General features: G+C 58.2%; 13 protein-coding genes. 3 read left to right on the forward strand and 10 right to left on the reverse strand.

All coding sequences use genetic code 11. The features are described 5' to 3' along the window. Positions 1-243 precede the first annotated feature (243 nt). From IM273_RS17140 to IM273_RS17155, 4 genes are all read right to left on the reverse strand, one after another. On the reverse strand, positions 244-1941 hold the full coding sequence (locus tag IM273_RS17140; RefSeq protein ID WP_028013235.1) for an NAD-dependent malic enzyme: 1698 nt from the start codon (positions 1939-1941) through the stop codon (positions 244-246). A gap of 176 nt (positions 1942-2117) precedes the next feature. After that, positions 2118-2255, reverse strand: coding sequence for a stationary-phase-induced ribosome-associated protein (gene sra / locus IM273_RS17145; protein ID WP_008501714.1), 138 nt, complete (start codon positions 2253-2255; stop codon positions 2118-2120). 95 nt (positions 2256-2350) lie between these two features. After that, positions 2351-2566 (reverse strand): biofilm-dependent modulation protein, encoded by a 216-nt coding sequence (bdm, locus tag IM273_RS17150; RefSeq protein ID WP_028013234.1) that lies wholly within the window; start codon positions 2564-2566, stop codon positions 2351-2353. A 232-nt stretch (positions 2567-2798) separates the two neighbouring features. Then, positions 2799-3650, reverse strand: coding sequence for a Vmh family MBL fold metallo-hydrolase (locus IM273_RS17155; protein ID WP_192971107.1), 852 nt, complete (start codon positions 3648-3650; stop codon positions 2799-2801). Positions 3651-3760: 110 nt separating this feature from the next. Here IM273_RS17155 and IM273_RS17160 point away from each other — a divergent pair, with 110 nt between their 5' ends. Then, complete coding sequence (locus IM273_RS17160; protein ID WP_047365094.1) at positions 3761-4636, forward strand: LysR family transcriptional regulator; 876 nt, start codon at positions 3761-3763, stop codon at positions 4634-4636. Positions 4637-4643: 7 nt separating this feature from the next. Here IM273_RS17160 and IM273_RS17165 read toward each other — a convergent pair whose 3' ends face one another. Then, a complete protein-coding gene (locus IM273_RS17165) occupies positions 4644-5603 on the reverse strand; it encodes a hypothetical protein (protein ID WP_048960013.1) in 960 nt (319 codons plus the stop codon). Between the two features lie 115 nt (positions 5604-5718). Here IM273_RS17165 and IM273_RS17170 point away from each other — a divergent pair, with 115 nt between their 5' ends. Continuing rightward, positions 5719-6147 carry an OsmC family protein gene (locus IM273_RS17170; protein ID WP_028013230.1) on the forward strand — a complete coding sequence of 143 codons (429 nt, stop codon included), beginning with the start codon at positions 5719-5721 and terminating at the stop codon, positions 6145-6147. 23 nt (positions 6148-6170) lie between these two features. Here IM273_RS17170 and IM273_RS17175 read toward each other — a convergent pair whose 3' ends face one another. After that, the gene (locus IM273_RS17175) at positions 6171-7076 is read right to left on the reverse strand and encodes a LysR family transcriptional regulator (protein ID WP_193051601.1); all 906 of its coding nucleotides are present in this window, start codon (positions 7074-7076) and stop codon (positions 6171-6173) included. 112 nt (positions 7077-7188) lie between these two features. Between IM273_RS17175 and IM273_RS17180 the strand changes: the two genes are divergently transcribed. Next, complete coding sequence (locus tag IM273_RS17180; RefSeq protein WP_047368601.1) at positions 7189-7938, forward strand: SDR family NAD(P)-dependent oxidoreductase; 750 nt, start codon at positions 7189-7191, stop codon at positions 7936-7938. On the opposite strand, the gene IM273_RS17185 is transcribed toward IM273_RS17180, so the two are convergent. The 4 genes from IM273_RS17185 to IM273_RS17200 are packed head-to-tail and all read right to left on the reverse strand — an operon-like array spanning position 7935 to position 11755. After that, on the reverse strand, positions 7935-8864 hold the full coding sequence (locus IM273_RS17185; RefSeq protein ID WP_193051602.1) for an ABC transporter ATP-binding protein: 930 nt from the start codon (positions 8862-8864) through the stop codon (positions 7935-7937). The genes IM273_RS17180 and IM273_RS17185 overlap by 4 nt on opposite strands. Then, positions 8857-9843, reverse strand: a complete 987-nt coding sequence (locus IM273_RS17190) for an ABC transporter ATP-binding protein (protein WP_193051603.1) — start codon at positions 9841-9843, stop codon at positions 8857-8859. Before IM273_RS17190 ends, IM273_RS17185 begins: the two co-directional genes overlap by 8 nt. After that, a complete protein-coding gene (ddpC, locus tag IM273_RS17195; protein ID WP_059355564.1) occupies positions 9843-10736 on the reverse strand; it encodes a D,D-dipeptide ABC transporter permease in 894 nt (297 codons plus the stop codon). Before ddpC ends, IM273_RS17190 begins: the two co-directional genes overlap by 1 nt. Continuing rightward, on the reverse strand, positions 10733-11755 hold the full coding sequence (locus tag IM273_RS17200) for an ABC transporter permease (protein WP_041909885.1): 1023 nt from the start codon (positions 11753-11755) through the stop codon (positions 10733-10735). The genes ddpC and IM273_RS17200 overlap by 4 nt, the downstream gene beginning before the upstream one ends. Between the last annotated feature and the right edge of the window lie 18 nt (positions 11756-11773).

Raw genomic sequence — 11773 nt, forward strand, 5'->3', positions numbered from 1 at the left:
GCTCCTTACTTTCCTCGCAATTATTAGTAATGCAAAACGTTACTAAACTCTTAAAAAAATACGTTTGTTAGACAAAAAGTGTTATGCGAAATTTTTATATTTCAATGGGGTATGAATAGTTGTTGAAATATTTATTTTTTTAATAAGGGGAAGAGGAATGCCGTAGAAGCGGCAAAGAAAATAAAGGGAGGAGGGTGTTCACGTTCCCTCTCCCTTTTGAGGAGAGGGAAGGGTCGGAGCTAATTAAATCGAGGTACGGCGATAGCTGCGGTATTCCGGCATCCAGAAGTTATCATCAATAGCCTGCTGCAGCGCGTCGGCAGAGGTTTTCACCGCCACGCCCTGCTGCTGCGCCATTTTACCCACCGCAAACGCGATAGCGCGCGACACCTTGTGAATGTCCTTCAGTTCCGGCAGCACCAGCCCTTCGCCGTTGTTGACCAGCGGCGAATAGCCCGCAAGGGTTTCGCTCGCTGACATCAGCATCTCATCGGTAATGCGGGACGCGCCGGAGGCGATCACGCCCAGACCAATGCCCGGGAAGATATAGGAGTTGTTGCACTGGGCGATCGGATAGGTTTTATCCTTCCATACCACCGGATCGAACGGGCTGCCGGTGGCAACCAGCGCGTTACCTTCGGTCCAGGCGATGATGTCCTGCGGCGTCGCTTCCACGCGGGAAGTCGGGTTAGACAACGGCATCACGATAGGGCGCTCACAGTGCTTGTGCATCTCGCGAATAATCTCTTCGGTGAAGAGACCGGTTTGCCCGGAAACGCCGATCAGAATATCCGGCTTCACGTTGCGCACCACGTCCAGCAGGGAGAGCACTTCGTTGTCGGTGTCCCAGTTCTTCAGGTTCTCGCGCTTCTGCACCAGCTTGGTCTGGAACGGCAGCAGGTTCGGCATACCGTCCGTCAGCAGGCCGAAACGGTCAACCATAAAGACGCGGGAGCGGGCCAGCTCTTCGCTTAAGCCTTCGCGCTGCGTCTGGGCAATAATCTGCTCGGCGATGCCGCAGCCCGCAGAGCCTGCGCCCAGGAAGACGATTTTCTGGTAGCTCAGCTGGCTGCCTGCCGCGCGACTGGCGGCGATAAGCGTGCCCACGGTCACTGCTGCGGTGCCCTGGATGTCGTCGTTAAAGGAGCAGATCTCATCGCGATAGCGGTTCAGCAGCGGCATCGCGTTTTTCTGCGCAAAGTCTTCAAACTGCAGCAGAACGTCCGGCCAGCGGTGCTTCACGGCCTGAATGAAATCGTCGACAAACTGATAGTACTCGTCGTCGGTAATGCGCGGATGACGCCAGCCCATGTACAGCGGATCGTTCAACAGTTGCTGGTTGTTGGTGCCGACATCCAGCACCACCGGCAGGGTGTACGCCGGGCTGATGCCGCCGCAGGCGGTGTAGAGAGAGAGTTTACCGATTGGGATCCCCATCCCGCCAATGCCCTGGTCGCCGAGGCCGAGAATACGTTCCCCGTCCGTCACCACAATCACTTTAATATTGTGGTTCGGCACGTTCTGCAGAATGTCGTCCATGTTGTGACGGTTCTGATAAGAGATAAAGACGCCGCGTGAGCGACGGTAGATCTCAGAGAAGCGTTCGCACGCCGCACCCACCGTTGGGGTGTAGATCACCGGCATCATCTCTTCGAGATGGTTTTGCACCAGGCGATAGAAGAGGGTTTCGTTGGTGTCCTGGATGTTGCGCAGGTAGATGTGTTTGTCGATCTCGGTTTTGAAGCCCTGATACTGGATCCACGCGCGCTCCGCCTGTTCTTCAATGGTTTCAACCACTTCCGGCAGCAGGCCAAGCAGGTTAAAGCTGCTGCGCTCTTCCATGCTGAAGGCGCTGCCTTTGTTGAGCAGGGGGAATTCGAGTAAAACCGGGCCGGCGTATGGGATGTATAAGGAACGATGTTTTTTCAGTTTGTTGTCCATGTCACTCACTCTTTTTTTGAAGATCCGTCCCTGACACTGCTGTTTGTCATCTTTCTGGCCTGTGCTACGGGGTGCGGTCGGGCGGTATTATAAAGGAGCTAAATATTAATTACCGCAACACATAAACAAAAACACCATCGGTTTTGCCGATGGTGTTCTGGATCTCAGTCGGGAACTTACTTGCCCGCGTGGCGTTTTCTGCCGGTGGCGTGAGTGACTTGCGTTTCGTGGTCGCCTTCAATCACCACTTTACGCTGATTAGAAAGCTTGTAGTTCAGTCCCAGAATGTGGCGTGCCTGACGGTTCGATTTCATGTTAACTCCTCAATCCTGTTGATAGTTTTAAGGACCAGTTTGCTTTCGCAAACGAAATGTAACCCCTTAGGTTGCAGATCCAGCTTAGCAGGTTTTTACAAAGGTGCGCTTTGCCCGCTGACGACGTAGTTAATGGTCTGCTGGTAGATGTCACTGAGGATGTCATTATCCGTGGATTCCACCCACTTGGTCAGTTCCATTAAAATGTCATCTTCAGTCACAGCACCGTGCTCAGCGTGAAGACCCTGCGCAATCGCGTTAACGAGTTCAGGTTGTGCTGCTGTGGTATTAGCCGGGTAATAAGTAAACATGCTGCCTCCGTGTCGTTGTCTGTTTAATGGTACGGCTCGCAAAAAATTTAATTCATAAACAGAATGGCAAATATTTCCCCGGTTGTGTCTCAGATTCATCTTAGAAATAAAAATGACATAAGTGCATGCTTTTATGCGTTTTTAAAACGGAGGGATATATTGGCGTGAGGCAGTGCGGATATTATGGCGGTGCTCCTGCTATCGCGGGAATATAGCAGGAGCCGTTTTTAAATTACCACTTCATTTCGCCGGTATTCACTTTTGCGCTTAATTCCAGAGAGCTCTCTTCTGCCAGATCCGGATACTGTTTTTTCACTGCACCGATGACGCCCGCAGAGTTTTTATGTGCCGATAACGCCTGTTCAAAATGCTGCAGATAGCCACGGGTAAAATCAATAGCCCCGGTTCCGGACGGTGGTGTGCCCAGATAGTGGCCTGGGATCACGCGTTCCGGCTTGTGCGCGGCCATGTTGTCCAGGGTCTGCTGCCACTGCTGACGGCGAGCCGGCGTCTGGGTATCAGCCGTCCAGACGTGAATCCCCCAGGAGACCCCGGTGCCGCCGAGGATGGTTTTCACGGACGGGATCCACACGTAGGCCGCGTAGCTGTCCGGCTGCTCGATATCGACCTTTTCCCCGTCAATCATAAAGGTGGTGGAGGCGAGCACCTGCGGCACCACCAGTTCAGTTGGCGCGCCGTCTTTCATCTGCGGGCCCCAGAAGGCGAGCTTGGCGTCTTTGGTGGCCTTAATATGGTCAACCACCTGCTGCGTGGCCACCACTTTGGCATTCGGGAAGGCTTTCACCAGCGGCTGCAGGCCAAAATAGAAATCCGGATCGCCGGAGGTGATCACAATCTTATTCAGCGTTTTACCGCTGCGGCGAATTTTCTCTACCAGCGCTTCGCCATCCTTCACGCTGAACTGGGCGTCAAACAGCACCGCCTCTTTCGGGCCGGAAACGAGCGTGGAGGAGACCGCGAAAATGCCTTTTTCCTGCGGGTTATAGGTATCAATCGTCAACGGCGCGGCAAAAACGGCCGGAGCGAAAAGGGTGGAAAGCAGGGCAATATGAGTGAGTTTCATGCTGTTGTCTCTGTTGTTCAGTAATGTCTCTATTGTACGGATATTCTCATTTGCCAGAATTCCTGAAACAAGACATGCTTAGTTTCATAAATCGAGCAGATGGAGCTTATATGGATCGCGTTATTGCCGCTCAGGTCTATAACCGGATATGCGAGCTGGGAAGCCTGAGCGCGGCGGCCCGCGCGCTGGGCATTTCCCGGCCGATGGTGAGCCGTTACCTTGAACAAATGGAGAAGTGGGCGGGGACGCGGCTGGTAAACCGCTCCACGCGCAAGCTGACGCTGACGGCGGCAGGGGAAAAGGTGCTGCAAAAAACGCGGACGCTCTCGCAGATCTCGCAGGAAATCGAAGGTCAGTCGGAAAAAGATCTGCCGTCCGGCACGCTGCGGGTAGCCTGCGCGCACTTTACCGCCATGCACCTGATTGCGCCGGTCCTGCCCGGCCTGCTCTCGCGCTACCCGCAGCTGCGCATTGAGCTGGACGTGAACAACCATCCGGTCAGCCTGGTGGGAGAGCGCATTGACGTCGCGGTGCGCATTACCGATAACCCGGAGCCCGGCATGATCGCCCGCCGGCTGGGGGAGTGTCGATCGGTGCTCTGCGCCTCGCCGGCGTATCTGGCACAGCACGGCACGCCCGTCAGCCCCGAAGAATTGGCGCAGCATAACTGCCTGCACTACAGCTTTTTCGCGGGGCAGTCCTGGCACTTCCTGACGCCGGAAGGCGAAAGCCTGAGCGTGGCCGTCAGCGGCAACCTGAGCGCCAGTATCTCTTCACTGCTCATGAACGCGGCGATCGAGCACTGCGGCATCGCCATGCTGCCGGAGCGCGAAGCGCGCGCCGCGCTGGAGCAGGGATTACTGGTGCCGGTACTGGCGTCGCTGGAGCCGAAACCGCTTGCCATCCACGGCATTTATCAGTCACGGGAATACCAGCCTGCCGCGCTGCGCGTGTTTCTTGACGAACTGTCCCGCCACCTTGCCTGAGGGGCGATTATTTTGCCTTTAGCCAGGGAGAGGCCGTGCTCCAGAAAATAATATCGGCCCCGAGATAATTTTCGCCGAAGCGGACAAACTCGGCTTTGGTGAACGGTTTTCCGGTCTGAGGATCCTTATAGGTCAGAGTCGGCTCCTGAACCGCCATGGCGATGAGCGGCAGCGCCTGTTTATTTTTATGGAAGAAGGGATAGGCATTCTTCATGTGCGCCTTGCGGTTGGGCACAATGTCCGGCCCGCCCAAGCCAATATTGTTGGCGCTGGCATACGCAAAAAGACGCCCCATATAGTTGTGGTCGTTATCCCACTCGCACGGCCAGAAGTTCACGTACTGCACCACATGTGATTTCTGAAAAACCTTGCGCGCAAAGGCCAGATTTTCCATCTCACCCGCGAAATAGCTGTCGCAGGTGAAGCCCGCTGGCGGATTTTTCTCGTCAATATCAATCGCGGTTTCAGGCAGGTTTACGCCATACACCTCGCCATCAAAGCGTTTTGCGAGCGCTGCCAGCAGTGCCTGGTAGCGCTGGCGCACCGTGGGATCCCACTGACGCGCTACCCATCCCGCGCCGACAGGCTTGCCCTCGCCGGGGTTATCAAACTGCGGCGCAATCCCGCCGCTGTATTGCTTATCGTGCATCAGATAGTCCGGAACGTAGCGGGCGTCCCGCTCAAAGAAACGATCCTGGATCTGAATAAAGAGTTTTTTCCGGGCGGCCTTAAGACGCGCCAGATCCTGCTCAATCCGCGAGAAGTCATAGCTGTCCTTCTCGGGTTCAAGCTGGCGCCAGTTGTACACGATCTGCACGCCGCCGATGTCGCCACGCGCAACCAGCGGGAGCGCCGCGTCGAGGTCGCCTGAGCTGGTATAGATAAAGTTTTCCGGCGTTTTGGCCAGTGAAGAAAGAGAGAGAGCCAGCGTGGCTACCGCGACGGCCATCCTGATTTTTAGCGTCATATCATTATCCTTGTTGTCGGTACAGCAGGTGAAAGACACGGAATCGTCTGTGTTCCAGGGCGTGTCAGATGCGTAGTCTATACTTAACCCTTTGTAAGCCAAAAGGAGAGCAAGAATGACGATTCATAAGCACGGTTCGGCACACTGGTCTGGCGACATTAAGCGCGGGAAAGGAACGGTTTCCACCGAGAGCGGCGTTCTCAACCAACAGCCTTACGGCTTTAACACCCGCTTTGAGGGTGAAAAGGGGACCAACCCGGAAGAGCTGATCGGCGCGGCACATGCGGCTTGTTTTTCCATGGCGCTGTCGCTGATGCTGGGTGAAGCGGGCTATACCGCTGATTCGATTGATACGACCGCGGACGTCTCTCTGGATAAAACCGACGGCGGCTTTGCCATCACTAAGGTTGCGCTGCAAAGTAAGGTCACCGTACCGGGCATTGCGCCACAGCAGTTTGACGGCATTATTCAGAAAGCCAAAGCGGGCTGCCCGGTTTCACAGCTTCTGAAAGCCGAGATCACCCTGGACTATAAGCTAAATTAACTTCCCGCCGGGTTTGCGCCCGGCTATCCCTTCAGCGCGGCGGGGAACACCTCCGCCAGCCAGGCGATAAACACCTTCAGTCTGTGCGTTAAATGCCGGTTCTGCGGGTAGACCACGTGAAACGGGTACGCGGCAGGCTGCCAGTCACCCAGAATCGCCACCAGCGCTCCCGTCTGCAAATAGGTCTTTGCTGAATACTCAAAAGTTTGAACGATCCCCAGACCCGCCGCGGCAGCCGCCAGATGAGCGTTACTTTCATTGACGCCGAGAAAGTGCGGAATAGTGATTTCCAGCGCCTCGCCGTTCTGCCGGAAGCGAAACGGAAACGGCCGCCCGGTGACGGGAGAGAGATAACTAACAAGCTTGTGGCCGTTGCGCAGCTCCTGCGGATAGGCCGGAACGCCGTGGTTTTTAAGGTAACCCTGCGTCGCGCAGGTGACCATCTGAGCGTCACCGAGATGACGGGCGATAAGCGTTGAATCGTTCAGCGGGCCGCCGCGGATCACGCAGTCTACGTTACCGCTGATAAGATCGACCGGACGATCGGCCACGCCAAGATCGATACGGATATCCGGGTAGCGCTGCATAAAATCCGGCAGCAGGGGGATGAGCACGTCCCGTGCGGTGGAACCGCCCACGTCAACCCGCAAATGTCCCTTGGGCGTCGCGCGGGAAACGCGAAACGAGGTGTCGATATCTTCGATATCAATCAGCACCCGGCGCGCTTTTTCATAGTATTCCAGCCCTTCAGGCGTCGTGACCACCCGACGAGTCGTCCGGTGAAGGAGACGTATCGCCAGGTGCGCCTCAAGGGATTTAACCAGTTTGCTCAGCGTGGCGATCGGCATATTCAGCGAGTCCGCCGCGCGGGTAAAACTGCCGGATTCCACCACCCGCGTGAAGGCGCGCATCGCCATTAGCTGATCCATGATGACCTCTGATTATTTCCATAGGTGAATAGTCATTTTCATTTTTGCCCATTTTTCATAAATGCCGCAAGGGATAAAGTCTGTCCAACGCAAACACAAAAAGGTAAATGACATGAACACGACTCTCTCAGGAAAAATTGCACTCGTCACCGGCGGCAGCACCGGTATCGGTCTTGCCACGGCGCAGGAGCTGGCGGCACAGGGCGCGAAGGTGTACATCACCGGGCGTCGTCAGGCCGAACTTGACGCCGCGGTAGCAGAGATTGCTTCTGACGCAGTGGGCATTCGCGCGGACGTCTCTAAGCTTGCCGATCTGGATGCGGTTTATGCCCGGATAGCAAAAGAAGAAGGCCGTCTCGATATTCTGTTCGCCAATGCGGGTGGCGGCGATATGCTGCCGCTGGGCGCGATCACCGAAGAGCAGTTTGACCGGATTTTTGGCACCAACGTTCGCGGGGTGCTGTTCACGGTGCAGAAGGCGCTGCCTCTGTTATCAACCGGCTCGTCGATCATTCTGACCGGCTCGACGGTGTCGATTAAGGGGACGGCTAACTTCAGCGTCTACAGCGCCAGTAAGGCCGCGGTGCGTAACTTTGCCCGCTCCTGGGCGCTGGATTTGCAGGGCCGTGGGATCCGCGTCAATGTCGTAAGCCCGGGCCCGATCAAAACGCCTGGTTTAGGGGACCTGGTGCCGGAAGAACACCGCCAGGGGCTGTACGACGCGCTGGCCGCGCAGGTGCCGCTCGGACGTTTAGGTGCGCCGGGCGAGGTGGGTAAAGCGGTGGCGTTTCTGGCCTCCGACGCGGCCAGCTTTATTAACGCCACCGAGCTGTTTGTGGACGGCGGGATGGCGCAAATTTAACCCAGGCTGCGCCAGCAGCGAACGTGACGGCCCTCGCGAGAGGGCTGTAGCGGCTGAGGACGTTCGCACCCCTGCGCGGCCATCGGGCAGCGGTCGCGGAAAAAACAACCTTCGGGCAGGTGACGGTTGCCGGGCAGCTCCGTTTTGCGTAACGCCAGCGTTTCATCCAGCGGCTCTCCGGTGCGGGGAACCGAATCGAGCAGCAGGCGGGTATAGGGGTGGCGCGGTTCGCCAAGTACCTGCGCGGCGCTGCCCAGCTCCACAATCTGTCCGAGATACATCACCGCCACGCGGTCGCTCATGTGTCTGACCACCGAGACGTTATGCGAGATCAGTACGTAAGTCAGATTACGCTGCTGCTGTAGCGTCACCAGCAGGTTGAGGATTTGCGCCTGCACGGAGATATCCAGCGCGCTGGTGGGTTCATCGAGCACGATGATATCCGGGTCGGACGAAAGTGCCCGGGCGATGGCAATGCGCTGGCGCTGCCCGCCGGAGAAGGCGTGTGGAAGGCGGTCGAGATATTCCGGGCGAATGCCCACCTGCAGCGCCAGATCCGCCGCCAGCTGGCGGCGTTCGCGCTCGCTGCTGCGTTTTTGCACCCACACCGGCTCGGTGATGATGCGCCAGACCGGCAATCGCGGGTCGAGCGAGGAGAGCGGATCCTGAAACACCATCTGCATGCCGCCCGCGTGGTGCGCCCGCTGGCATGCGCCGGTGCTGGGTTTAAGCATCCCCATCAGCAGTTGGGCCAGCGTGCTTTTCCCGCAGCCGGATTCCCCGACAACGCCCAGCGTTTCGCCCCGACGGATCTGGAGATCCAGCCCGTTGAGCGCATGGACCCGTTCCGTCACGCGGCCCAGCCAGTTTTTGCGCGCCGTAAAGTTCACGTGCACGCTATCCAGTTCCAGCAGTACATCAGACATGGTGTTTCTCCCGTTGTGGATACCAGCAGGCAGCCAGTTGGCCCTCTGCGCCATGCGGCTGAAGGCGCGGCGTTTCGCTGCATTTTGCCCCCGCGGCAAAGCAGCGCTCGCGGAACGCGCACCCCTGCGGAAGCTGGCTCAGGTTAGGCACCGTGCCGGGAATGGCGGGAAGCAGATCGCGCGGCTGGCCGTTTTCCGGCGCGCACCGCAGCAGGCCGATAGAATAGGGATGCACAGGGCGGTGGATCAGCGTTTGCGTGGCACCGCTCTCTATCACGCTGCCCGCATACATTACGTACATTCTGTCGCAGAGCTGGGACACTACGGCCATATCATGGCTGATAAACAGCACCGAGGTGCCGCTGGCCTTCGCCTTATGCTTCAGTAAGCGCAGCACCTGGAGCTGGACGGTCACGTCCAGCGCGGTGGTCGGCTCGTCGGCGATGATCAGCTCCGGCTCGCAGGAGAAGGCAAGGGCGATCATCACTCGCTGGCGCATGCCGCCGGAGAGTTCAAACGGATAACGCGCCATGACCTGCTTCGCGTCCGGAATTTGCATCTCTTCCAGCAGGGCGATCGCCTTCTGCTGCGCCTCGCGCCGGGAACGCGGCTGATGCTGGCGGATCACCTCCACCATCTGTTTGCCAATCCGCCGCGTCGGGTTGAGGGCGGTCATGGGCTCCTGAAAAATCATCGCCACTTTAGCGCCGCGCCACTGGCGAAGCTGTTTCTCGGACGCTGTCAGGACGTTTTCACCGAGTAATCTCACCTGACCGTGATGAATACGGTAGCTGCCCTCTGGCAGCAGGCGCATGGCGAGCATGGCGGTAACGGATTTGCCCGACCCTGATTCGCCCACCACGCCGACAATTTCGCCCCTGCCGATCTCAAGCGAAACGTGGTTCAGGGCGTGGACCTCCCCGCGAAAAACCGGGAAGCTCAGATGCAGGTCTTCAATATTGAGTACCGGTTCGGTCATTACTGTTTGCCTCCTGACTTCGGATCCAGCAGATCGCGGATACCGTCGCCAAACAGATTAAAGCCCACGGCGGTAATCAAAATTGCCGCACCGGGAAAGGCGCAGTACCACCACTGGTCCAGGACGTAGTTACGGCCCACGGCCACCATCGCGCCCCATTCGGCGGTGGGCTGCTGCGCGCCCAGGCCAATAAACCCCAGCGTGGCGGCCATCAGAATGGCGCTGCCGATATCCAGCGACGCCTGCACGATCAGCGGCGGCAGGGCGTTGCGCAGGATATGCCAGCGGATCAAATGCCAGCGGGACGCGCCAAACGTGCGGGCGGCCTGAACGTAGGTGAACTGTCGCACCACCAGGGTTTGACCGCGCGCCAGCCGCACGTAGAACGGTATGCGGACAATCGCAATCGCCAGCATGGCGTTAAACAGGCTCGGACCGAGCGCGGCGGCCAGCGCCATGGTCAGCACCAGAGAAGGAATGGAGAGCATAATGTCCATCACCCGCATGATGACGGCGTCGCCGCGCCCGCCCAGTACGCCGGACAAACAGCCCAGCAGCGAGCCAATGCCGCCCGCAATCACCACCACCGCCAGCCCGGCGGTAATCGACTGCTGGCTGCCCGTCAGCACGCGGCTGAACAGGTCGCGTCCCACCTCATCGGTACCAAACCAGTGTTGCGCAGAAGGTGCCTGCAGGCGGGCGGTGAGATCCAGCGCGTTCGGGTCATGCGGCACTATCCACGGCGAGGTCACCATCAGCAAAAGCATCGCGATCATAATGACGCCGCCGACAATCGTGAGCGGGCTTTGGCGCAGCATCCAGAACAGCTTTGCCCAATTGATACGTTGTCTGGCGGTTTTCGCCGGGACGGGCGTTTCCTGCGTTAACATCATTCGGCACCTCCGCGCCCGATTCGCGGGTCAATCCACAGGTAAAGCAGATCGACCACCAGATTAACCAGCACGTAGGCCAGCGAAACGACGACGGCAAAGCCCATCACCGCCGGGAAGTCCAGCGCCTGAATAGATGTCACCACCCAGGCGCCCATACCCGGCCAGGCAAAGACGGTTTCGGTCAGGACGGCGCCGTAAAGCAGATCGCCCAGCGCCAGCCCGAGCACGGTAATGGACGGGATCATCGCATTTGGCAGGGCGTAGCGCAGGACGATGTACCAGCCGGGCAGCCCGCTGGCGCGAGCGGTGCGGATGTAGTCCTCGCTAAGCTGCTCCAGCATCGCCGAGCGCACCTGGCGCGCCACGATGCCCAGGTGAACAAACGCCAGCGTCAGCGAGGGTAAAATCAGGTGCTGCAGCGCGTTGAAAAAGACTTCACCGTTGCCTTCCAGCAGGGCGTCCAGCAGATAAAACCCGGTGACGTGCGTCGGCGGATCGAGCCAGTCGTCCAGCCTGCCGCCGCCCGGCAGAATCTGCAGATGCCCGTAGAACAGGACAATCACGCCCAGCCCAAGCCAGAATGCAGGCGTGGAAATCCCGGTCATCGCCATTAAACGCACCAGGTGATCCAGCCAGCGGTTGCGGTACACCGCCGACAAAATCCCCAGCGGCACGCCGATAACCAGCGCCAGCAGCAAAGAACAAAAGGCCAGCTCCAGCGTGGCGGGGAAAAAGGCCTTCAGGTCTTCCGCAACCGGGCGTCCGGTACGGATGGAGGTGCCTAAATCACCGTGGGCCAGGGCGTCCACGTAGCGGCCAAACTGCACATACAGCGGCCGATCCAGCCCCAGCTGCTGGCGAATGTTCTGCACGATTTCGTCGCTGGCGCGATCGCCCGCCAGCAAACGCGCCGGGTCGCCGGGGATCATGTGTGAAATAATAAAGGTAATAATACAGACACCGGCCACCACCAGGAGTAACCCCCAGCAGCGCTGGCGCACGATGCTCCAGAACGTCATACGCTTTCCCCCGACGAG

Source organism: Enterobacter cloacae complex sp. P13B, from assembly GCF_014895915.1.
Classification (GTDB): Bacteria; Pseudomonadota; Gammaproteobacteria; order Enterobacterales; family Enterobacteriaceae; genus Enterobacter; species Enterobacter bugandensis.